A 20,538-nucleotide genomic window follows, 5' to 3' on the forward strand; every position below is an offset into this window, starting at 1 on the left:
CACCGGGGACTTCCGGCGGCACGAGCCGGTCACGTCCGACAGGGCAGTCCGACTCACCGCCGGCGAGGGCGGCTCACGGTTGCGGGGTCAGCGCCGGATTTGCACCGGCTTCCCCCTGTACGACGTGATGACGACGGGCTCACTCTACCGGCCCGTAGCAACCCGCCCGCGGGGCGGGACCGGGGTCGTGGCCCTGTCAGGACTGCGGCCGGGACCGAAGCCGACGCCCCCGGCTCTCCGCGACGCGCAGCGCATCGGCCAGGCATTCCGACAACCGGCGGGCTGCGAAACGCAGTTCGTCGACCGTGGATGTGCTGTCCATGAGCAAGTGGCGAGCGAGGGTGAGGACTTCGCTACCCATGCCAAGTTGCACGGCCTCTATCTGGTCGGCACGCGCGTCTGGCCACGCCTGCGTACCTCTTCGCATACGGACCGCACCGCGAAGCGGGCCCATCAGGAACCCCACCAGCCGCAGGCGGAGCGACGAAGACATGCGCGAACCCTACCGACACGCCTGTACGGCCCGGTACGTGACCGGGGTGCTGCCCGGGACCGGTTCCGCCCGGCCCAGTTTCACCAGGCGGCGCAGATGGGCCTCCGCCTCCGAGACCGCGATGTTCCTTGAGCCGTACGGGATCTGCTCCCACGGGCGGTTCCACTCCATGCGCTCCGCGAGCTGCCAGGGCGTGAGCGGGGTGGTGATCAGGTCCAGGAGCCCCTGGAGCCGTTCCTCGTGGTGGGCGAGCAACTCCCGTACCCGGGCGGGGGCGTCGGTGAACGCGTGCTGGTGGGCCGGGAGGACCTCGGCGGGGGCCAGGCGGCCGATGCGTTCGAGGGAGTCGAGGTAGTCGCCGAGGGGGTCGGTGACCCTGGTGTCCTCCGGGTCCTCGTACAGGCCGATGTGCGGGGAGATCCCGGGGAGCAGGTGGTCGCCGGAGAAGAGCCGCCCGTTGCCGGGGAGGTTCGCCGGGTGGTCCTCCTCCAGGTGCAGGCAGACGTGGCCGGGGGTGTGGCCCGGCGTCCAGATGGCGCGCAGCCGGCGTCCGGCCAGGTCGAGGAGTTCGCCAGGGATAATCTCCCGGTCGGGGAGGGCGGCGCGCAGCCCCGGCAGGGTCCGCATCCGCCCGGACGCGCGGGCGGCGCGCAGCGGGGCGGTGTGCTCGTCGGGGGCGCCGGCGGCGGCCAGTTTGGTGGCCAGGTAGTCGAGCCAGACGCCGGGCTCGGCGGTGCGGGTGCGCTGGATGACCTCGGTGTCGGCCGCGTGCATCGCGATCCAGGCGCCGGACGCGTCACGGACCTGCCCGGAGAGCCCGTGGTGGTCGGGGTGGTGGTGGGTGATGACGACGCCGTGGATGTCGGCGATGTCCACGTCGAGCGCGGTGAGTCCGGCGACCAGGGTGTCCCAGGAGGTGGGATCGTCCCAGCCGGTGTCGATCAGCACCGGGCCGCGGTCGGTGTCGAGCAGGTGGACGAGGGTGTGGCCGAGCGGATTGTCCGGGATGGGGACCTTGATGCTCCAGACGCCTCCACCGTGGTCGGACACCTGGGTCATGGGCCCCTCATCTCTCCGGCGGCACAGCCATGAGGGTCACTATAACTAGAACTGGTTCCAATGGTCGCCCAAGTCGACCATTTGATCCGTACTGCGGTCAGTCGGCCTTCAACGGCCGGTCCGGAGCGATGTGGTTGGCGATCGATGCCAGGAGCGGGGTGGTGAAGTTCTTCGCGGCGTTGCTGCCGATTCCCTGGGTCCCGACCGTCGCGATCGCGATCTTCTTGGACGGCAGGTAGGCGACCGTGGCCTGGTAGCCGGCGAATGACGGGTTCTGCAGGAGCCAGCTGTTCTGCACCGCCACTCCGAGGGCGTAGTCCGTCGTCGGTGACAGCTTGGACACGGGGGTGATCTGTGCTCGGTGAGACTCGGGCGTCAGTAGCTTCCCCTCGCCCAGCGCCGCCATCGTCTTCCCCAGGTCCTCCAGCGTTCCCGTCATGACCGCTCCCGGTGCCAGCGTCCATGACGGGTCCCAGTAGGTGGAGTCCTCGAATACGTCCCGTTCGTTGTCGAAGGCATGCAACACCGGGGGCGTGATATCGGCTGTGGACGGGTTGTCGGTCCCGGTCAGGCCGAGGGGCTTCAGGATGTCGTTCCGCATCACCTCCGCCAGCGGCTTCTTCTCCACCTTCGAGATGATGTCACCCAGGATCACCCAATTGGCGTGCGAGTAAACGAAACCCGTTCCCGGAGGTTTCACGAGGGGCTTGGAGACGGAGATCTTCACCAGTTCTTCCGCCGTCCACTGCCGGAACGGATTCTTGTACAGATCGGCCAGGAATGTGCGGTCCTGGACGTAGTCCGAGTATCCGGAGGTCGTGGAGGCCAGCATCTTCAGCGTGATCTCGTCCGCGTGCGGGAGGTCGGGGCGCCACCGGGAGATCTTGTCGCCGAGCTTGACCTTGCCCTCGTCCACCAGCTTGAGCAGTTCGGTCGTCAGATAGGGAATCGCGACCGCGCCGATCCGGAAATGCATGTCCGTCGAAACGGGGACTCCCGTCATCGACTCCCCTGAAGCGACGGTCGAAACTCTTTCCCCGTTGACCCACACTCCCGCGATGGCTGCGTTGAGTTTGTATTTCTTCAGGGAGTCTTCGACCTGCTTCCTGATGAAGTCGGCGGTGCCGGCCGGAATGCAGGTGCCGCCTCGGGAGACCTGGCCGGACGGACATGGCTTCGGCGCGCTCTCGGCATCAGCGGTGACGCAGCCCGCCAGGCAAGTGCCCATGAGCAGGTGCAGGCACATGAGGAGGACTGTCCTGGGTCTGCGTCGCACGGTGGAGCCTCCATACAGGGTCGAAGGCTGCGATTCCCCCGTGTCGCAATTGCGGGCCTCGTTTCGCATGCTAACCGTCGGTGTCGGCCGCCGCGCTTCAGCAGCGGCCCGGGTGCCTTCGGGCGAATGTGACGCCTGGCGCGTGGGGTGACGGGTTCCTGGTGGTACGAGCTAGGGATGCCCAGGCAACCGGACACGCGGCGCACGAACCCGGACCCCGGCGCGCCGTCCGCGGCGCGGCGGAACCTGATCCGCGCGGCGTCGCGCCAGGCACGGCGCCGGGCACCGCGCGGCATGAACCGTATGCCCGCCCGGCAGTCGGGTGAAGGCGTGGGGCCGGCGTCGGGGGGCGAGGGCCGGGTGTTTCCGGCACTGCGGACGGCTGCCGCGTACGCGTGGCGGATCCTCGTGGTGGGGGCCGCCGTCTACGCCGTCTTCTCCGTGCTGGGACGGTTTCACGAGATCGCCGTGGCCGTGTTCCTCGGCCTGGTCGTCACCGCGATGCTCAGGCCGGTGGCGGATCTGCTGACCCACCGTGTCCCACGGCCGTTGGCCGTTGCCGTGACGCTGATCGGCAGCATCGTCCTCGTACTCGGAATCCTGGCCCTGATCGGTGAGGTGGTGGCCGCCGAGCGGGCCGGCCTGCAAAGGGAGTTCGGCGAGGGCATCGGCAGGATCGAGCGCCGGCTGGAGGAACCGCCCTTCCGGCTGAACCCGGACGTGCTCTCAGACGTCCAGTCCCGGATCGGACGGTTCCTGTCGGACCATCGGTCCACTCTGATCAGTACGGCTGTCAGCGGCGCGGGCCGGCTGGTGGAGGTCCTGACGGTGTTCGCCCTGGCACTGTTCTGTTCGGTCTTCTTCATCCACTCGGGCGACCGGCAGTGGAGCTGGATCTGCGACCAGCTGCCCCTGACCGTCCGGGGCAGGGTGGCCGTCGCCGGCCGGGCCGCGTGGCGGACGTTCACCGGTTACACGCACGGCATCGTGCTGGTGGCGGCGACCAACGCCATCCTGGTCGGTGTGGCGCTCTTCGCCCTCGGGGTCCCGCTGGCGGTACCGCTGGCACTGCTGGAGTTCTTCGCCGCCTTCATTCCGCTGATCGGCTCGCCCGTCGCTCTCGCGGTGGCCGCGGTGGTGGCCCTCGCATCGAAGGGGCCGGTCGTCGCGGCGATCGTCGCGGGGCTGATCGTGATCATCGGCCAGATCGAAGGACACCTTCTGCACCCGATCGTGATGAGCTGGGCCGTCCGGCTGCACCCCGTGGTCGTCGCGCTCTCCGTCATCGGCGGCGCCATCGCGGCGGGGGTGGTGGGCGCGGTCGTGGCCGTACCGCTCGTGTCCGTTCTCTGGTCGGCACGGCAAGCCCTGCGCCGGTCGGACAAGGCGTCGGACCCGGACAGTGTCGGACCCGGTGAGCCGCCTGCCGTGGACTCCTGCAAGTAGAACTGGTATCAGTTCTGAGGCAGTGTCAGGAACGGAGTCAGGAACCCCGGTACCCCCGGTCCGGCCCCCGCAGGAGGCATCAGCCATGACCGAAGCCATGACCGAGCTCGTGGAACACGAAAAGCTGTTCATCGGCGGGGAGTGGGCCGACCCCCTCGGCCGCGACACCATCGACGTGATCTCGCCCCATACCGAGCAGGTCATCGGCCGGGTCCCGCACGCCTCGCGCGCGGACGTGGACCGCGCGGTCGCCGCCGCCCGCCGGGCGTTCGACGAGGGGCCCTGGCCCCGGACGAGCCTGGACGAGCGGATCGCCGTCGTGACCCGGATCAAGGACGCGATCGCCGTACGGCACGAGGAGCTGGCCAGGTCCATCAGCGCGCAGAACGGCTCCCCGTACTCCTGGAGCGTCCTAGCCCAGGCGCTCGGCGCGATGATGGTATGGGACGCGGCGATCACGGTCGCCCGCGACTTTCCGTACGAGGAGCGGCGGACCGGGGTGCTCGGGCGGATTCTCGTGCGGCGGGAGCCGGTCGGCGTGGTCGCGGCCGTCATTCCCTGGAACGTCCCGCAGTTCACCGCGGCCGCCAAGCTCGGGCCGGCGCTGCTCGCGGGCTGCACGGTGGTGCTCAAGCCCTCGCCCGAATCGCCGCTCGACTCCTACATCCTGGCCGAGATCGCGCGGGAGGCCGGGCTGCCCGAGGGGGTGCTGTCGATCGTCCCGGCCGACCGGGAGGTGAGCGAGTACCTGGTCGGCCACCCGGGGGTCGACAAGGTGTCGTTCACCGGATCGGTGGCGGCGGGCAAGCGCGTGATGGAGGTGGCCGCGCGCAATCTCACCCGTGTCACGCTCGAACTGGGCGGCAAGTCCGCGGCCGTGATCCTGCCCGACGCGGATCTGGACGCGGCGGTCGCCGGGATCGTGCCCGCCGCGTGGATGAACAACGGCCAGGCCTGCGTCGCCCAGACCCGCATCCTCGCCCCGCGCAGCCGGTACGACGAGATCGCCGAGGCATTCGCGGCGGCGGCCGGCGCGCTGGTGGTCGGTGATCCACTGGACCCGGCGACCCAGGTCGGCCCGCTGGTGGCCCGGCGCCAGCAGCAGCGCTCGCTCGACTACATCAGGATCGGCCAGGAGGAAGGCGCCAAGATCCTTGCGGGCGGCGGGCGTCCGGCCGGCCAGGAGCGTGGGTGGTACGTCGAGCCGACCCTGTTCGGCGGGGTCGACAACGGGATGCGGATCGCCCGCGAGGAGATCTTCGGGCCGGTCATCTGCCTGCTGCCGTACGGGGACGAGGGCGAGGCGGCCACGCTCGCCAACGACTCGGACTACGGGCTGAGCGGCAGCGTCTGGACGGCGGACGTCGAGCGCGGCATCGAGTTCGCGCGCGGGGTGCGGACCGGTACGTACAACGTGAACACCTTCAGCCTCGACATGCTCGGGCCCTTCGGCGGCTACAAGAGCTCCGGTCTGGGGCGGGAGTTCGGGCCCGAGGGCTTCGGCGAGTACCTGGAGCACAAGATGATCCACCTGCCTTCCGGGTGGGAGGGCTGATGGGGGACCGCTGGCACGTCGAGGTGGACCGCGGGGTCTGCATCGGGTCGGGCATGTGCGTGAACCACGCGCCCACCGGCTTCACGCTGGACTCGGCCCGCCAGTCGCACCCGCGGACGTCCGAGACCGACGCCAACGAGCAGGTGCTGGCGGCGGCCGAGGGATGCCCGGTGGAGGCGATCACGATCACGCTGCTGGACGGCGGAGAGGCGGTGTTCCCGCCCGAGGAGTGAGCGGGGCGCCCCGAGCCCGTGCGACACTCCTGCGGTGATCGCACGGGCAACTTCTGCCCTGCGGCCACCGCGACCCGCGTCACCGTGACGGCGCGTCGCCCGGCGTCGTCAGGTCGATCAGGCGGCAGACCGTTTCGATGTCGATCTTCACCTGTGCGATGGACGCGCGGCCCGACAGCCAGGTGATCAGCGCCGAGTGCCAGGTGTGCTCGATGACCCGGACCGCCGAGAGCTGTTCAGGGGTGGGCGGGCCGTCCAGGCCCATCGCGTCCAGGATGATCGCCGTGGTCAGCCGCGAGACCGTGTCCACCTCGGGGCTGACGCTGCGGTCCGCGAAGGTCAGCGCCCGGACCATCGCGTCCGCCAGATGCGGTTCGCGCTGGAGCGCGCGGAAGGCCCGCATCAGCGTCTCCGCGACCCGGGCGGCCGGGTCGTCCCCGGCCGGGGGGCGCTTGCGCAGCGTCGTGTGCAGGTGCTGGAGCTGGTCCTGCATGGTGGCGACCAGCAGATGGATCTTGGACGGGAAGTAGCGGTAGAGCGTCCCCAGCGCGACGCTCGACGACTCGGCGACCTCACGCATCTGTACGGCGTCGAAGCCGCCCCGGCTCGCCAGTTGGGCGCTGGCATGCAGGATGCGGCGGCGGCGCGCTTCCTGGCGTTCAGTCAGGGGCGGAGACGCCGGGGTGGCTGCCTTGGCTTCCGCTGTCATGTGTCCCATTCCGTGGCATTCATCCGCGCTCTGCTCTGGGCTGTGCTCGTCCGGGCGGCCCAGCATGGCAGGAGCCGCTGCCGTGGCGCGAATCACCTGAACCGCCCCTTCCGGCTTCGCTACCTGCCGGTAGATTCAGAGCTTCTTGGTCGAGCAAGTCTGAAACTTGTTCTAGATTAGCGCGAGCGGTTACGCTCCGGCGAAAGAGCAGTGAGAAGGGGGCCCGAGAGTGACCGCTGAGGCCATAGTGGCGGGCCCTCGTGCCGGCGAGGCTCCCCGTACGCGCGAGAGCGCCGACGACGGCCGTCCGCTGCGCATCGCACTGCTCACCTACAAGGGCAACCCGTTCTGCGGGGGCCAGGGCGTCTACGTACGGCACCTCTCCCGCGAGCTGGCCCTGCTCGGCCACCAGGTCGAAGTGATCGGCTCGCAGCCCTACCCCGTACTCGACGGGGGCGTCCCGCTCACCGAGCTGCCCAGCCTCGACCTCTACCGGCACCCCGACCCCTTCCGTACCCCCAAGCGCGACGAGTACCGCGACTGGATCGACGCCCTCGAGGTCTCCACCATGTGGACCGGCGGCTTTCCCGAGCCGCTGACCTTCTCGCTGCGCGCGCGGCGCCATCTGGCCGCCCGCCGGGGCGAGTTCGACGTGATTCACGACAACCAGACCCTCGGCTACGGGCTGCTCGCCGACCTCGGCGCGCCGCTGGTCACCACGATCCACCACCCCATCACCGTCGACCGGCAGCTCGATCTCGACGCCGCCCAGGACTGGCGCAGGCGTGCCTCCGTACGCCGCTGGTACGGCTTTACGCGTATGCAGAAGCGGGTCGCGCGCCGGCTGCCGTCCGTACTGACCGTCTCCGGCTCCTCCAAGCAGGAGATCGTCGACCACCTCGGCGTCCGCCGGGACCGCGTGCACGTCGTCCACATCGGCGCCGACACCGACCTCTTCTCGCCCGACCCCGCGGTCGCCGAGGTCCCCGGCCGGATCGTCACGACGTCCAGCGCCGACGTGCCGCTCAAGGGGCTGATCCACCTCGTCGAGGCGCTCGCCAAGCTGCGCACGGAGGTCCCGCACGCGCACCTGGTCGTCGTCGGCAAGCGGGCCGAGGACGGGCCCGTCGCGCAGGCCATCGAGCGGTACGGCCTCCAGGACGCGGTCGAGTTCGTGAAGGGCATCACCGACCAGGAACTCGTCGACCTGGTGCGCGGCGCGCAGGTCGCCTGCGTCCCGTCGCTGTACGAAGGCTTCTCGCTGCCCGCCGCCGAGGCCATGGCGACCGGGACCCCGCTCGTCGCCACCACCGGCGGTGCGATCCCGGAGGTCGCCGGCACCGACGGCGAGACCTGCCTCGCCGTGGAACCCGGCGACGCGGGCGCGCTCGCCGCCGCGCTGGGCCGGCTGCTGGGCGATTCCGCCCTGCGCGCGCGGCTCGGCGCCGCCGGCCGGCAGCGGGTGCTGGCCCGGTTCACCTGGCGCCAGGCCGCCCTCGGCACCGCCGAGCACTACCGCGCGGCGATCGCCGCACGGGCCGGCCGCGGCGCCGCCGCGGTGGGCGGAGGCGCACGGTGACGTCCCGCGCCCCCGGCCGCCCGGCGGCCGCGACGGCCGGCTGCCCCGCCACCACCGAGGCCGTTCCCCATGCCGCCCGCGGACTGGCCTCCCACCGACACGCCCGACACTCCCCCCGCCGACTCGACCGCGAAAGCAGGACCCGTTGCTGACCGTGGACTTCTCCCGCTTCCCGCTCGCCGCAGGCGATCGCGTGCTCGATCTCGGCTGCGGCGCCGGCCGGCACGCCTTCGAGTGCTACCGGCGCGGCGCCCAGGTGGTCGCCCTAGACCGCAACGGCGAGGAGATCCGCGAGGTGGCCAAGTGGTTCGCCGCGATGAAGGAGGCCGGGGAGGCGCCGGCCGGCGCGACCGCCACCGCCATGGAGGGCGACGCACTCGCGCTGCCGTTCCCCGACGACAGCTTCGACGTCGTGATCATCTCCGAGGTGATGGAGCACATCCCCGACGACAAGGGCGTGCTCGCCGAGATGGTGCGCGTACTGAGGCCCGGCGGGCGCATCGCGATCACCGTGCCGCGTTACGGGCCCGAGAAGATCTGCTGGGCGCTCTCCGACGCGTACCACGAGGTCGAGGGCGGCCACATCCGCATCTACCGGGCCGACGAGCTGCTCGGCAAGATGCGGGAGGCCGGACTCAAGCCGTACGGCACGCACCACGCGCACGGCCTGCACTCGCCGTACTGGTGGCTCAAGTGCGCGTTCGGGGTGGACAACGACCAGGCGCTGCCGGTGAAGGCGTATCACAAGCTGCTGGTCTGGGACATCATGAAGAAGCCGCTGGCCACCCGGCTCGCCGAGCAGGCGCTGAACCCGCTGATCGGCAAGAGTTTCGTGGCGTACGCGACCAAGCCGCACACCCCCGAGGTGGGCGCGTGACCGTGTTCGGGCATGGCCCCGGGCGCACCGAACACCTCGTCCTGCCCGGCGTACTCACCGCGGAGCAGGCCGCCCAGACCGTCGCCGGGATCCTCGCCGTCCAGCGCGAGGACGGCGCCATACCCTGGTTCCGCGGCCACCACCTCGACCCGTGGGACCACACCGAGGCGGCCATGGCGCTCGACGCGGCGGGCGAACACGAGGCGGCCGCCCGCGCGTACGACTGGCTCGCCGCCCACCAGAACGAGGACGGCTCCTGGTACGCGGCGTACCAGGACGGCGCCGACGGCGTGGACACCGAACGGCCGGCCGACCGCGGCCGGGAGACCAACTTCTGCGCGTACGTCGCCGTCGGCGTCTGGCACCACTACCTGGCCACGGGCGACGACGCCTTCGTCGAGCGGATGTGGCCGACGGTCTTCGCGGCCGTCGAGTTCGTCCTCGCGCTGCAGCAGCCGGGTGGCGAGATCGGCTGGAAGCGGGAGGCCCCGGAGGACGGCGGCGCGGCGGTCAACGACGCGTTGCTGACCGGTAGTTCGTCCATCTACCAGGCGTTGCGCTGCGCGCTCGCCATCGCGGAGCAGCGGGAGGAGCCACAGCCCGACTGGGAGCTGGCGGCCGGGGCACTGGGCCACGCGGTCCGCAGCCACCCCGAGCGCTTCCTCGACAAGAACCACTACTCGATGGACTGGTACTACCCCGTCCTCGGCGGCGCGCTGACCGGCCGGGCCGCCAGGGAGCGGATCGAGGAGCGCTGGGACGAGTTCGTCGTGCCCGGCCTCGGCGTGCGCTGTGTGCTGCCCAACCCGTGGGTGACCGGTGGCGAGAGCTGCGAACTCGCCCTGGCCCTCTGGGCGATGGGCGAGTCCGACCGGGCGCTGGAGATACTCCAGTCGGTGCAGCACCTGCGCGCGGAGAACGGCATGTACTGGACCGGGTACGTCTTCCGGGACCGGGCGGTCTGGCCGGTCGAGCAGACCACCTGGACGGCGGGGTCGCTGCTGCTGGCGGTGGCCGCTCTGGGGGGAGACGAGGCGACCACCGCGGTCTTCGGCGGGGAGCGGCTGCCGGCCGGGCTCGAGCCGGACTGCTGCCGGTAGGCGGGTGGGGACGGCCGGCGAGCGGCGCGCTCAGTGGCGGCGGAGCATGCCCGCCACGGCATGGCCGATGAAGAGATACACGACGGCCGCGAGACCGTACCCGGCGACGACACGCGCCCATTCCTCGTCGAACGTGAACAGGTCGTGCGACCACCCGGCCAGCCAGCGGGCGGCGTCCTGGACGAACGCGACCAGGTCGTTGGCCCGGTTCGCGTCGAGCAGGTACATCAGAATCCAGAGGCCGATGATGAAGGCCAGAACGTCGGCGATGATGGCGACTATGCGCCCCGCCTGGTTGCTTCCGGTGTGTGTTCTGGGAGACATGCCGACCTTGTTGCCGGTTTCCCGCGCTTGAAACGCGAACGGCATCGGCCGGGCGGTAACGGCCTTTCACCCGGCCCTGGTCATGCCTAGGGTGGCCGCATGACTGACCTGACAGACCCGAGCGAACCGAGCGAACCGACCGAACCTCCCGGGCCGAGCGGCTTGGGGCATGAACGCTACTGCGACGAGATCGTCGTACAGACCGACCGGCTGAGGGCGGTACTCATCGACGCCGACCTCTCCGTGACCGTGCCCACGTGCCCCGACTGGACGCTGGGGCACCTCGCCCGGCATGTGGGCGGCGCACACCGCTGGGTCGAGTCGACCGTACGTACCAGGGCCACGGCCGAGGTCCCGGAGAACCAGGTGCCGGACTTCCTCGGGCCCGGTGACGCCGAAGCCGCCGCGCTGGACGCGTGGCTGGAGGAGGGCGCCGAGAAACTCGCCGCGACGCTCCGGGAGGCCGGCCCGGACACCTCCGTGTGGACGTGGGCGGCCGAGCAGCGCTCCGGATTCTGGGCGCGGCGGATGGCCCATGAGACGGTCGTCCACCGTGCGGACGCGGCGACCGCCGCCGGCATCGTCTTCGAGGTGGACCCGGAGGTCGCGGCGGACACGATCGACGAGTGGCTGGACATCGTGAGCTGGGCCCAGTCCACCGGGACCGACAAGGAGGCCGCGGAGCTGCGCGGCGCGGGCCGCAGCATCCACCTGCACGCGACGGACGTGCCCGGCGCGGAGTGGCTCATCGAGTTCGGCGAGGACGGGTTCACCTGGCGCCACGGCCACGAGAAGGCGACGGTCGCCCTGCGCGGACCGCTCACCGACGTGCTTCAGGTCTTCTACCGGCGGCTGCCCGCCGGTAGCGACCGCGTGGAGGTACTCGGGGACGCGGAGCTGCTGGACTTCTGGCTGACGCGGGCGACGTTCGGCTGAGCCGGCTGTCAGGCGGCGTGCGGCGCGTGCGGCACGAAGGCCAGGGACATTTCGTCCGAGTCGATGGAAAGATCGAGCTGGGCATCCAGGGCTGAGGCCAACTTCCTCAGCAGCGCCAGCGTGGGAGTCGCGCCGCCTCCCTCGATCTGCTCGATCTCGGCCTCGGCAAGTCCGGCCCGGCGGGCAAGCTCGGCTTCCGAGATCCCGAGCGCTGCTCGAAAGTCGTACACCGCCTGGCCGAGCGCGATCGCCGCGCCCGCCTCGATGTAGGCGGGATCGGCTCGGTGCTCGTCGGGGATCTTCCACTGAGTGTGGTAGCCCTGGCTCATGCCTGCTCCTCGAACGTCCGGTGGTACTCGCCCTGGGCCGGGCAATGTGCGGCCTCGCACTCCTTCTGGGCGCGCATTGCGCGTTCGACCTGTGCGTCCTCACGCATGCGGGTCTTGCGGAAGACCGTAAGCAACACGATACGGCGGTTGGGTGCGAGCCAGTAGGAGATACGGAAGGGGCTCGTGCCGAGATGGAAGCGCAGCTCGCGGACGGGTCCCTTCAGATGCCGCGAATACGGCTCCCCGAGGGTTGTCGGAGCATCCGCCAAGCGGTCCGCGTGCCGCTCCACAATGCGGTAGAGGTCTCTGGGAAGGGATTCGAGCCAGGATCGCACCTCGGGCTCGATCTCGATGTCGTACCGCGCTGCCATGCGCGGAACCTATGCGCGCGGCGGAGACCGGCGCGGGCATAGTCCGCTGCGATCACACGATCGTGTGCACGGTCTCAATTGTTCAGCTCGGCCAGCACTCGCAGGGTCACCGGGTCCGGGGCCGTCACGAGCAGGTCGGTGACCGGGCCCTTGCGCCACAACTCCAGCCGCTCCGCGATGCGTTCGCGCGGGCCGACGAGCGAGATCTCGTCGGCGAAGGCGTCCGGGACGGCCAGCACCGCCTCCTCCTTGCGGCCGGCGAGGAAGAGCTCCTGGATGCGGCGGGCCTCGGCCGCGAAGCCCATCCTGGCCATCAGGTCCGCGTGGAAGTTCCGGGCGGCGTGTCCCATGCCGCCGATGTAGAAGCCGAGCATCGCCTTCACGGGCAGCAGCCCCTCGGCCACGTCGTCGCACACCTGCGCGCGGGCCATCGGCGCGATCACGAAGCCGGGCGGCAGGTCCGCGAGCGAGGCCGCGTACACGTCGGTACGCAGGGGTGACCAGTACAGCGGCAGCCAGCCGTCCGCGATCCGGGTGGTCTGGGCGATGTTCTTCGGCCCCTCGGCACCCAGCAGGACCGGAAGATCCGCCCGCAGGGGGTGGGTGATCGGCTTGAGCGGTTTGCCGATGCCGGTGCCGCCGGGGCCGCGGTACGGGTGGGAGTGGAAGCGGCCGTCGAGTTCCACCGGCCCTTCCCGGCGCAGGACTTGGCGGACCACCTCGACGTACTCACGGGTCGCGGTCAGCGGGCTGCCGGGGAAGGGGCGCCCGTACCACCCCTCCACCACCTGCGGTCCGGACAGCCCGAGCCCGAGCAGCATGCGGCCACCGGAGAGATGGTCGAGGGTGAGCGCGTGCATCGCGGTGGCCGTGGGGCTGCGGGCGGCCATCTGCGCGATTGCGGTGCCCAGGCGGATGCGCGAGGTGTGCGCCGCGATCCAGGTCAGCGGGGTGAAGGCGTCGGAGCCCCAGGCCTCCGCGGTCCACACCGAGTCGTACCCGAGACGCTCGGCCTGCACGGCGAGGTCGAGATGGGCGGGGTCGGGGCCGCGTCCCCAGTAGCCGAGTGCGAGTCCGAGACGCATGCCGTCCCCTTCCTGACGAAGCGTCAGGAGACTGTAGGGCAACGGCCCCCCGCCCGGAAGGGCGAGGGGCCGTCAGTGTGCGGCTGTGTGCGGCTGTGTGCGGCTGGGCGTCGCGCTCAGCCGCGCTGGATGCCGGTGGTGTCCTGGAGGACGCCGCGGCGGCCGTCCTGCGTCTGGGCGACCAGAGCGGATCCGCGCTGCTCCACCGCGAGGTACCAGGTCCCGGGCGCGAGCTCGGCGATCGGGGTGGGCGAGCCGTCCTCGGCGTACAGCGGGCGGGCGACCGGGACCGCGAACCAGAACGGCGCGAAGTCGGCCGCCGGAGCACCGGCGCCGGGCTGCGGCTGGCCGGCCTGCTGCGGGTGCGGGGCCTGCCCGCCCTGGGGCTGCCCGCCGAACGACTGCTGCGGACCGGGGCCGGGCTGGCCGGGCTGACCCGGCTGGCCGCCGTAGGGCTGCTGCGTCTGGCCCGGGTAGCCGTACCCCTGACCCGGCTGGCCCGGGTGCCCGGGCTGGCCGCCGTACGGAGACGGGGCCTGCGGCTTGGGAGCGGGGATGAGGCCGGCCTGGAGGGCGGGGACGAGCGGAGTGGCGACCGCGGCACCCGCGAGGATCAGAGCCGCGATCAGACCGAGGATCATGCCGATCCCGGCCTCTTCGATGTCGATGATCGCCCAGAACGCCGACCAGGCGGCGAAGACGGCGAACGCGACCCCGAACTGCCCCAGGTCGAGCCCGGCGACCTTGCGCGGCTGCGGCAGCGCGCGGGCGATGACGATCAGCGCCGCGCCGATGATGCCGGCCAGGAAGACACTCCCCAGGATCGAGGTGAAGTCCCACGCGTTCACGGTCACGTCGTTGCCGAAGGCGCTGAGGTCCTGGATATTGAGGAACGAGGCGATGAACAGCAACACCGCTGCTCCGATCACCACGCCGTCGCCTCGAGTGAGGGAGCGGATGTTCACGTGAAAGTCCTTCTTCGGTCGTCTCGTCGGGGCGGTTTCGCGGTGCGAAGCTGGGGGGTGCTCAGTTCGGGCGGCTCCCCATCGCACGGATGAATCTATCGCCCGCCCGGCCGGGGCGTCCGCCGGGTATCAGACCCGCACCTACCCCGCCAGGTAGTCGGCAATGCCGTCCGCGATGCCCTGGGCCGCCTTCTGGCGCCACTCCGGACTCGTCAGCAGGGCCGCGTCCTTCGCGTCCCGCATGTTTCCGCACTCGACGAACACCTTCGGCACGGTGGACAGGTTGAGCCCGCCGAGGTCCTTGCGTACGTCCAACCCCGTTCCGCCGCCCACGTAGTTGGACGGCGCGCTGCCCGTCGCCCGGACGAACCGGCCCGCGATCCGCTCGCCCAGCTCCCGCGAGGGGCCGACGATCGGCGCGGTGTCCGCCGACCCGCCCTTCACCGGTGCGGGAAGGATGACGTGGAAGCCGCGGTGGCCGGCCGCCGAGCCGTCCGCGTGGACGGAGACGACCGCGTCGGCCTTCGCCTCGTTGCCGACGCGTGCGCGCTCGTCGATGCACGGGCCGAACGGGCGGTCGTCGTTCTGGGTGAAGACGACCATCACGCCCTGCTGCTCAAGGAGGGCGCGCAGTCGGCGGGAGACGTCCAGGGTGAAGGCGGCCTCGGTGTAACCGGCGTTGGTGGACGTGCCGGTGGTGTCGCATTCCTTCTTGTTCGTGCCGATGTCGACCAGCTGGTTGATCTCGCGGGTGTGCTTGAAGTTGCCCGGGTTGTGGCCGGCGTCGACGACCACCACCTTGCCCGCGAGCGGCCCGCCCGGCTTGTCGTCCTTGGTGGGCGGCGTCGCCGTCACGGTCGCGGGCGGCTGCTCGCTCGTACCGGGGGTCGCGCCGCCGGGCGTCGCGCCGGGGGTACCGGACTGGCTGGGCAGCGGCAGCACCCGGGGCGGTTCCTGGTCCGCCGGCGTGCTCATCGCCTGCCAGAGCAGCCACCCCGCGAGGCAGCTCGGCACCAGCGCGGCCAGCGCGACACCGAGGGGGGAGGCGCGGCGCGGGCGGCGCGGGGAGGGGGAGGGGCTGTCGTCGTACGGCACGTCGCGATGTTAGGCCCTGTCCGGCCGATCATGCTGGGCTCCCGTCGTCTGGCACGCACATCTGCCGCGTTGGCCGAATCCGCCCATAGCTCCGCTATGGGCGAACCCGGCCGCCTTGCAGCTGCACGCACCAGACGCCGCTCGCTGATCCAGCCTGATCGCCCGGACAGGACCTAAGCCCTGCGCGGTCGGATACCGGGGCTGGTGCGGCGCAGGACACGCAGCGAGTCGGTCGCCGAGACCTCGGTGAAGCTCCCGGAGTCCAGGGCTCGCCGGTAGATCCGGTACGGGGCCTGGCCGCCGTCGGCCGGGTCGGGGAAGACGTCGTGGATGACCAGGAGGCCGCCCTCGGCGAGGTGGGGCGTCCAGCCCTCGTAGTCGCCGGTCGCGTGCTCGTCGGTGTGTCCGCCGTCGATGAAGACGAGACCGAGGCTGCCGCCCCAGACGGCCGCGACCTGCGGGGACCGGCCGACGATCGCGACGACGTGGTCCTCCAGACCGGCCTGGTGGAGGGTCCGGCGGAACGTCGGCAGGGTGTCCATCCGCCCCACCTCCGGGTCGACCACGGCCGGGTCGTGGTACTCCCAGCCGGGCTGCTGCTCCTCGCTGCCGCGGTGGTGGTCGACCGTGATCGCGGTCACGCCGGCCTCGCGGGCGGCGTCGGCGAGCAGAAGCGTCGAGCGGCCGCAGTACGTACCGACCTCCAGCAGCGGCAGCCCGAGCGCGCCGGCGGCGGTGGCGGCCTGGTGCAGGGCGAGCCCCTCGCGTACCGGCATGAAGCCCTTGGCGGCCTCGAAGGCGGCGAGAGTCTCCGGCTTGGGTGCCATGGCTTCCTCCAGGGTGGTACGGCTCGGGGCGCCCCATGCTGCCGTACCGCCTGCGGCGGGCGGACGGGCGGGGTGGGGGGTGCGAGGAGGCGGGGGCCCGGACCCGGCATGCGCCGTGCGGGGATGCGTACCGTGCTCCCATGCCCGAACTCCAGCGCCTCCGCCCTGACCACGCCCCCGCCCTGCTCGCGTTCGAACGGGAGAACCGGGCCTACTTCGCCGCGTCGGTTCCGGACCGTGGCGACGACTACTTCGCCCGGTTCGACGCACGGCACAGCGCCCTGCTCGCCGAGCAGGCCGCCGGGGTGTGCTTCTTCCATGTGCTGGTGGACAGCGGTGGTGAGGTACTGGGCCGGGTCAACCTGATCGATGTGACGGACGGTTCTGCCGAGCTCGGGTACCGGATCGCCGAGCGGGCCGCCGGCCAGGGCCTGGCCACCGCCGCGGTCCGTCGGATATGTGTCCTGGCCGCAGCGGAGTACGGCCTGACCGCGCTGCGGGCCGTGACGACCCTGGACAATGCCGGCTCACAAGCCGTACTGGTCCGCACGGGATTCGTATCCACCGGCGAGACCCTGCTGGACGGCCGTCCGGGGCTGCGCTACACGAGGAGCCTGGGTGAGCCGGCCGCGTAACTGACCTTCCGTCAGATTGGAACGTGTTCTAGTCTGGCCGCCGCTCACCCACCACGGCGACGGCGAGGGTTCGCATGGGCATCGGGATCACTCAGGAGCAGCGGGCGCTGGCCGGGGCTGTGCGGGGGTGGGTGGCGCGGGCGGTGCCCGCCGCCGAGGTGCGCAAGGTCCTCGACGCTCCGGCCGGCGGGACGGGCCGGCCCGGTTACTGGGACGGCCTTGCCGCGCAGGGCCTCCTCGGCCTGCACCTGCCGGAGGCGTACGGCGGCGGGGGCGGCGGCATGCTCGACCTGGCCGTCGCGCTGGAGGAGACCGGACGCGCCGCGCTGCCCGGACCGTATCTGCCGAGCGTGCTGGCCTCCGCGGTACTGGCCCGGGCGGACGGGCCCCGGGACCTGGTCGGCGCGCTGGCGGCCGGCGAGCGGATCGGCGCCGTCGCGCTCGGCACGGGTTCGCTCACCGCCGTCGCCGTGGCGGGCGGCGGCTACCTGCTCGACGGCACCGCGCCGCCTGTGCTCGGTGGCGCCGAGGCGGACCTCGTCCTGCTCGCCGCGCGGGCGGAGCCGGAGTCGGAGCCGGAACCAAAGGGGAAGCCGGAGGCGGCCGGGGGCGCCGACGCGACGGTGTGGCTCGCGGTCGACGCGGCGGACCTCACCGTGCGCGCACACGAGAGCGCCGACCCGACCCGCCCGACCGCGGAGGTCCGCGCACGGGGGGTCGTGATTCCGGCCGGGCGGGTCCTCCCCATCAGCAGTGCGCGGGTACGGGACCTCGCCGCGGTCGTCCTCGCCGCCGACGCGTGCGGTACCGCCGCGTGGGCGCTGGAGACGGCCACCGCGTACGCCAAGGTGCGTGAGCAGTTCGGCCGTCCCATCGGGCGGTTCCAGGGAATCAAGCACCTGTGCGCCGACATGCTCGTACGGGTCGAGCAGGCCCGCGCGCTCGCCTGGGACGCGGCCCGCGCGGCGGAGCCGGACGACGAACCGGATCCGCGGGTACGCGGCCTCGTCGCCTCGCTCGCCGCCGCCACCGCCCTCGACGCCGCGTACACCTGCGCCAAGGACTGCATTCAGATCCTCGGCGGCATCGGCTTCACCTGGGAGCACGACGCGCACCTCCATCTCCGCCGGGCCACGGTCGCGCGCCAGCTGCTCGGCGCGGGGGACGTACACCGGCAGCACGCGGTACGGCTCGCCGTGGCCGGCGCCCGCCGGGAGCTGAAGCTGGAGCTGCCGCCCGAGGCGCGGCGATACCGGGACCAGGCGCGCGAGGTGATCCGGCGGGCGCGCGGCCTGGACCCGGCGGCCGCCCGGCGGGCCCTCGCGCCCACCGGGTACGCCGCCGCGCACCTTCCACCGCCGTACGGCCTGGGCGCGGGCCCCGTCCAGCAACTCGCCGTACAGCAGGAACTCAGGGCGGCCGGGGTGAAGATGAGCGATCTGGGGATCGCGACCTGGGTGGTGCCCTCGCTCATCGCGTACGGGAGCCGGGAGCAGCGGGACCGCTACCTGCTGCCCACCCTGCGCGGCGAGCTGCTGTGGTGCCAGCTCTTCTCGGAGCCGGGGGCCGGGTCCGATCTGGCGTCGCTGCGCACGAGGGCGGAGCGTACGGAGGACGGGCGCTGGCGTGTCAACGGCCAGAAGGTGTGGACCAGCGCCGCGCAGGGGGCGGACCACGGCATCCTCCTCGCCCGTACCAACCCGGACGCTCCCCGGCACCAGGGGCTCACCTACTTCGTCGTCGAGATGAAGGCCGCGCGGGGGATCGACATCCGGCCGCTCAGGGAGATCACCGGGGAGTCGCTCTTCAACGAGGTCTACTTCGACGACGTCCTGCTGCCCGCCGACGCCGTGGTCGGTCAGGTGGACGGTGGCTGGCAGGTTGCCCGCAACACCCTTGGCAACGAACGCGTCCACATGGCGGACCAGTTGACCTTCGACACCGGGCTTGAGGCGCTGCTCACCCGGTCGGCGGAGCTGGACGGCGCGTACCGGGCACGTATCGGGGCGCTCGCCGCCGAGGCGCACGCCCTCGCCTGCATCGGGCTGCGGACCACCATGCGGCAGGTGTCGGGCGTGGAGCCGGGCGCGGGGGCGAGCGTCCGCAAGCTCGCGCAGACCCGGCACCAGCAGGCGACCGCCGAGCTGACGCTCGAACTCCTTGGACCGGCCGGCGCGGTGCGCGAGGGTCCGGGGGAGCGGGCCGTGCACGACTTCCTGATGTCGCGCTGCCTGACCATCGCGGGCGGTACGACACAGGTCCAGCTCAATGTCGTCGCCGAGCGCATCCTCGGCCTTCCGCGAGACTGACGAGACGTCAAGGGGACGGACCATGAAGAGCTACATCGTCGGTGTGGGCATGACGAAGTTCGAGAAGCCCGAGAGCCGCGACTGGCAGTACTGGGACATGGCCGAGGAGGCGGGCACACAGGCGCTGGCCGACGCCGGGCTGGCGTACGAGCAGGTGCAGCAGGTGGCCGCCGGTTACTGCTTCCAGGCCTCGACGGCCGGCCAGCGGGCCCTGTACGAACTGGGCCTGACCGGCGTCCCCGTATACAACGTCAACAACAACTGCGCGACCGGCTCGACGGCCCTGATGATGGCCCGGCAGTTCGTCGAGGGCGGGCTCAGCGACTGCGTCCTCGCGCTGGGCTTCGAGAAGATGAAGAAGGGAGCCCTGGGCGGCGGCGCGGAGGGCGCGGGCGGCGGGGGCGCGGATGCCTTCGCGACCTCGCCGGTCGCGCGTCACTACGGGGTCATGGCGGCGGGCCACGGCTTCGAGATGTCCCCTCCCACCGCGCAGATCTTCGGCAACGCGGCGCGCGAGCACATGGAGCGGTACGGCACGACGCAGGCGCAGCTCGCCGCCGTCGCCGCCAAGAACCACCGGCACTCGGCGGACAACCCGCGCGCCCAGTTCCAGGACGTCTGGACGGTGGACGAGATCCTCGCCGCCAGGACCATCCACCGGCCGCTGACCAAGCTGCAGTGCTCGCCGACCTCCGACGGCTCGGCGGCCGCCGTCGTCGTCTCGGAGCGCTTCGTCGGCCGGCACGGCCTGCACGGCCGGGCCGTCGAGATCGCGGCCCAGGCGATGACGACCGACACCGGCGACAGCTTCGCGTCCGGCTCGTGCATCGACGTCGTCGGCAAGCCGATGTCGCGTGCCGCGGCCCGGCAGGTGTACGAGGCGTCCGGACTCGGCATCGAGGACGTGGACGTCATCGAGCTGCACGACTGCTTCTCCGTCAACGAGCTGCTGACGTACGAGGCGCTCGGGCTGTGCGCGGACGGCGAGTCGGGAAAGCTCGTGGAGAGCGGCGCGACGACGTACGGCGGCCGGTGGGTCGTCAATCCGTCCGGCGGCCTGATCTCCAAGGGCCACCCGCTCGGCGCCACCGGCCTGGCGCAGGCCGCCGAACTGGTCTGGCAGCTGCGCGGTGAGGCCGGCGCACGTCAGGTGGCGGGTGCGCGGGTGGGACTCGCGCACAACATCGGGCTGGGCGGCGCGGCGGTCGTGACCCTGCTGCGCAGGTCCTGAAAGGTGGGGGCGAAATGTCGTAGGTCCTGAAGTCGTAGGTCCAGCGGCGGAATTCCTGTGCGACGACAAACCGATGTACGGGGCACGCAACACCTGCGAGCATG

General features: G+C 71.6%; 20 protein-coding genes and 1 riboswitch. Of the genes, 10 read left to right on the forward strand and 10 right to left on the reverse strand.

Annotated features, from left to right (window positions below):
• Positions 1–6: 6 nt before the first annotated feature.
• Positions 7–158: riboswitch (cobalamin riboswitch) on the reverse strand.
• Positions 159–502: 344 nt separating this feature from the next.
• On the reverse strand, positions 503–1,552 hold the full coding sequence (locus ACWV17_RS10480) for an MBL fold metallo-hydrolase (protein ID WP_455359412.1): 1,050 nt from the start codon (positions 1,550–1,552) through the stop codon (positions 503–505).
• Between the two features lie 97 nt (positions 1,553–1,649).
• Complete coding sequence (locus tag ACWV17_RS10485; RefSeq protein WP_455359413.1) at positions 1,650–2,828, reverse strand: serine hydrolase domain-containing protein; 1,179 nt, start codon at positions 2,826–2,828, stop codon at positions 1,650–1,652.
• Between the two features lie 303 nt (positions 2,829–3,131).
• Between ACWV17_RS10485 and ACWV17_RS10490 the strand changes: the two genes are divergently transcribed.
• From ACWV17_RS10490 to ACWV17_RS10500, 3 genes are all read left to right on the forward strand, one after another.
• On the forward strand, positions 3,132–4,274 hold the full coding sequence (locus tag ACWV17_RS10490; RefSeq protein WP_455359458.1) for an AI-2E family transporter: 1,143 nt from the start codon (positions 3,132–3,134) through the stop codon (positions 4,272–4,274).
• 97 nt (positions 4,275–4,371) lie between these two features.
• Positions 4,372–5,829 (forward strand): aldehyde dehydrogenase, encoded by a 1,458-nt coding sequence (locus ACWV17_RS10495; protein WP_455359459.1) that lies wholly within the window; start codon positions 4,372–4,374, stop codon positions 5,827–5,829.
• Positions 5,829–6,062, forward strand: coding sequence for a ferredoxin (locus ACWV17_RS10500; RefSeq protein WP_455359414.1), 234 nt, complete (start codon positions 5,829–5,831; stop codon positions 6,060–6,062). The genes ACWV17_RS10495 and ACWV17_RS10500 overlap by 1 nt, the downstream gene beginning before the upstream one ends.
• Before the next feature lie 79 nt (positions 6,063–6,141).
• On the opposite strand, the gene ACWV17_RS10505 is transcribed toward ACWV17_RS10500, so the two are convergent.
• Complete coding sequence (locus tag ACWV17_RS10505; RefSeq protein WP_455356104.1) at positions 6,142–6,771, reverse strand: TetR family transcriptional regulator; 630 nt, start codon at positions 6,769–6,771, stop codon at positions 6,142–6,144.
• A gap of 229 nt (positions 6,772–7,000) precedes the next feature.
• Here ACWV17_RS10505 and ACWV17_RS10510 point away from each other — a divergent pair, with 229 nt between their 5' ends.
• The 3 genes from ACWV17_RS10510 to ACWV17_RS10520 all read left to right on the forward strand — a co-directional run bounded on the left by ACWV17_RS10510 (position 7,001) and on the right by ACWV17_RS10520 (position 10,327).
• Complete coding sequence (locus ACWV17_RS10510; RefSeq protein WP_455359415.1) at positions 7,001–8,350, forward strand: glycosyltransferase family 4 protein; 1,350 nt, start codon at positions 7,001–7,003, stop codon at positions 8,348–8,350.
• Between the two features lie 145 nt (positions 8,351–8,495).
• Positions 8,496–9,227: a class I SAM-dependent methyltransferase gene (locus tag ACWV17_RS10515; RefSeq protein WP_455359416.1), complete on the forward strand. Its 732-nt coding sequence runs from the start codon at positions 8,496–8,498 to the stop codon at positions 9,225–9,227.
• A 2-nt stretch (positions 9,228–9,229) separates the two neighbouring features.
• Positions 9,230–10,327, forward strand: coding sequence for a prenyltransferase (locus ACWV17_RS10520; RefSeq protein WP_455359460.1), 1,098 nt, complete (start codon positions 9,230–9,232; stop codon positions 10,325–10,327).
• A 30-nt stretch (positions 10,328–10,357) separates the two neighbouring features.
• Here the strand turns inward: ACWV17_RS10520 and ACWV17_RS10525 are convergent, their stop codons facing one another.
• Positions 10,358–10,651 carry a hypothetical protein gene (locus tag ACWV17_RS10525; protein ID WP_455356101.1) on the reverse strand — a complete coding sequence of 98 codons (294 nt, stop codon included), beginning with the start codon at positions 10,649–10,651 and terminating at the stop codon, positions 10,358–10,360.
• A 99-nt stretch (positions 10,652–10,750) separates the two neighbouring features.
• Between ACWV17_RS10525 and ACWV17_RS10530 the strand changes: the two genes are divergently transcribed.
• Positions 10,751–11,587, forward strand: a complete 837-nt coding sequence (locus tag ACWV17_RS10530) for a maleylpyruvate isomerase family mycothiol-dependent enzyme (protein ID WP_455359417.1) — start codon at positions 10,751–10,753, stop codon at positions 11,585–11,587.
• Between the two features lie 8 nt (positions 11,588–11,595).
• Here the strand turns inward: ACWV17_RS10530 and ACWV17_RS10535 are convergent, their stop codons facing one another.
• From ACWV17_RS10535 to ACWV17_RS10560, 6 genes are all read right to left on the reverse strand, one after another.
• Positions 11,596–11,916: a helix-turn-helix domain-containing protein gene (locus ACWV17_RS10535; protein WP_455359418.1), complete on the reverse strand. Its 321-nt coding sequence runs from the start codon at positions 11,914–11,916 to the stop codon at positions 11,596–11,598.
• Positions 11,913–12,287 (reverse strand): type II toxin-antitoxin system RelE/ParE family toxin, encoded by a 375-nt coding sequence (locus ACWV17_RS10540; protein WP_455359419.1) that lies wholly within the window; start codon positions 12,285–12,287, stop codon positions 11,913–11,915. Before ACWV17_RS10540 ends, ACWV17_RS10535 begins: the two co-directional genes overlap by 4 nt.
• Positions 12,288–12,361: 74 nt before the next feature.
• Positions 12,362–13,372 (reverse strand): LLM class F420-dependent oxidoreductase, encoded by a 1,011-nt coding sequence (locus ACWV17_RS10545; protein WP_455356098.1) that lies wholly within the window; start codon positions 13,370–13,372, stop codon positions 12,362–12,364.
• 116 nt (positions 13,373–13,488) lie between these two features.
• Positions 13,489–14,337: a hypothetical protein gene (locus ACWV17_RS10550; protein ID WP_455359420.1), complete on the reverse strand. Its 849-nt coding sequence runs from the start codon at positions 14,335–14,337 to the stop codon at positions 13,489–13,491.
• A 141-nt stretch (positions 14,338–14,478) separates the two neighbouring features.
• Positions 14,479–15,432, reverse strand: a complete 954-nt coding sequence (locus ACWV17_RS10555; RefSeq protein ID WP_455359421.1) for an N-acetylmuramoyl-L-alanine amidase — start codon at positions 15,430–15,432, stop codon at positions 14,479–14,481.
• A 173-nt stretch (positions 15,433–15,605) separates the two neighbouring features.
• A complete protein-coding gene (locus ACWV17_RS10560) occupies positions 15,606–16,259 on the reverse strand; it encodes a class I SAM-dependent methyltransferase (RefSeq protein WP_455356095.1) in 654 nt (217 codons plus the stop codon).
• Between the two features lie 140 nt (positions 16,260–16,399).
• Between ACWV17_RS10560 and ACWV17_RS10565 the strand changes: the two genes are divergently transcribed.
• The 3 genes from ACWV17_RS10565 to ACWV17_RS10575 all read left to right on the forward strand — a co-directional run bounded on the left by ACWV17_RS10565 (position 16,400) and on the right by ACWV17_RS10575 (position 20,434).
• On the forward strand, positions 16,400–16,894 hold the full coding sequence (locus ACWV17_RS10565) for a GNAT family N-acetyltransferase (RefSeq protein WP_455359422.1): 495 nt from the start codon (positions 16,400–16,402) through the stop codon (positions 16,892–16,894).
• A 74-nt stretch (positions 16,895–16,968) separates the two neighbouring features.
• A complete protein-coding gene (locus ACWV17_RS10570) occupies positions 16,969–19,203 on the forward strand; it encodes an acyl-CoA dehydrogenase (RefSeq protein ID WP_455359423.1) in 2,235 nt (744 codons plus the stop codon).
• A gap of 22 nt (positions 19,204–19,225) precedes the next feature.
• Positions 19,226–20,434 carry a lipid-transfer protein gene (locus ACWV17_RS10575; RefSeq protein WP_455359424.1) on the forward strand — a complete coding sequence of 403 codons (1,209 nt, stop codon included), beginning with the start codon at positions 19,226–19,228 and terminating at the stop codon, positions 20,432–20,434.
• Positions 20,435–20,538 lie beyond the last annotated feature (104 nt).

It is taken from the genome of Streptomyces mabaensis (assembly GCF_053763515.1).

Excerpts from the sequence above, each read along its gene's own strand:
- ACWV17_RS10480 (WP_455359412.1), bottom strand. The coding sequence starts at position 1,552 with ATGACCCAGGTGTCCGACCACGGTGGAGGCGTCTGGAGCATCAAGGTC.
- ACWV17_RS10490 (WP_455359458.1), top strand. The coding sequence starts at position 3,132 with ATGCCCGCCCGGCAGTCGGGTGAAGGCGTGGGGCCGGCGTCGGGGGGC.
- ACWV17_RS10495 (WP_455359459.1), top strand. The coding sequence starts at position 4,372 with ATGACCGAGCTCGTGGAACACGAAAAGCTGTTCATCGGCGGGGAGTGG.
- ACWV17_RS10500 (WP_455359414.1), top strand. The coding sequence starts at position 5,829 with ATGGGGGACCGCTGGCACGTCGAGGTGGACCGCGGGGTCTGCATCGGG.
- ACWV17_RS10505 (WP_455356104.1), bottom strand. The coding sequence starts at position 6,771 with ATGACAGCGGAAGCCAAGGCAGCCACCCCGGCGTCTCCGCCCCTGACT.
- ACWV17_RS10525 (WP_455356101.1), bottom strand. The coding sequence starts at position 10,651 with ATGTCTCCCAGAACACACACCGGAAGCAACCAGGCGGGGCGCATAGTC.
- ACWV17_RS10530 (WP_455359417.1), top strand. The coding sequence starts at position 10,751 with ATGACTGACCTGACAGACCCGAGCGAACCGAGCGAACCGACCGAACCT.
- ACWV17_RS10535 (WP_455359418.1), bottom strand. The coding sequence starts at position 11,916 with ATGAGCCAGGGCTACCACACTCAGTGGAAGATCCCCGACGAGCACCGA.
- ACWV17_RS10540 (WP_455359419.1), bottom strand. The coding sequence starts at position 12,287 with ATGGCAGCGCGGTACGACATCGAGATCGAGCCCGAGGTGCGATCCTGG.
- ACWV17_RS10545 (WP_455356098.1), bottom strand. The coding sequence starts at position 13,372 with ATGCGTCTCGGACTCGCACTCGGCTACTGGGGACGCGGCCCCGACCCC.
- ACWV17_RS10560 (WP_455356095.1), bottom strand. The coding sequence starts at position 16,259 with ATGGCACCCAAGCCGGAGACTCTCGCCGCCTTCGAGGCCGCCAAGGGC.
- ACWV17_RS10565 (WP_455359422.1), top strand. The coding sequence starts at position 16,400 with ATGCCCGAACTCCAGCGCCTCCGCCCTGACCACGCCCCCGCCCTGCTC.
- ACWV17_RS10570 (WP_455359423.1), top strand. The coding sequence starts at position 16,969 with ATGGGCATCGGGATCACTCAGGAGCAGCGGGCGCTGGCCGGGGCTGTG.
- ACWV17_RS10575 (WP_455359424.1), top strand. The coding sequence starts at position 19,226 with ATGAAGAGCTACATCGTCGGTGTGGGCATGACGAAGTTCGAGAAGCCC.